This is a genomic window from Pseudomonas sp. UMAB-40 (assembly GCF_900095275.1).
Lineage (GTDB): Bacteria > Pseudomonadota > Gammaproteobacteria > Pseudomonadales > Pseudomonadaceae > Aquipseudomonas > Aquipseudomonas mandelii_B.
Map to the genome: position 1 here is coordinate 1 of NZ_LT607615.1, position 337 is coordinate 337.

Genomic DNA, 337 nt, shown 5'->3' on the forward strand with positions numbered 1-337 from the left:
TTTCCTTGATTGAGAATAGTAGTTCGAGATGTCAATACAAATCGCTTTTGAGGATTCTTAACTATGCGCCTAATAAAACCAACAATCTTGGCGCCCTCATGACCAGAAAGCGCTTCTAGGTAGTTGCGGCCTAAAAAATCATCAAAATAGAAAATTTGCTTTGAGTCAGGGTCGAAGATGCTCTCAGCCTCTTTAATATCATCAGAAATGACCGAAAGCTCAAAGCCGTCTGCGACGTACTGCAGGATTAGCTGCCCGGCCAATGTTGTCTTACCAATGCCAGCTGGACCCGTGATTATAACAACACTCGTAGATTCCAGTTTATCAATCGCTTGAT

The 337-nt window shown here is 42.7% G+C and carries 1 pseudogene; it reads right to left on the bottom strand.

Annotated elements, in window-relative coordinates:
• Positions 1 to 337: pseudogene (locus K0F88_RS32775) on the bottom strand (hypothetical protein); the annotation flags it as partial.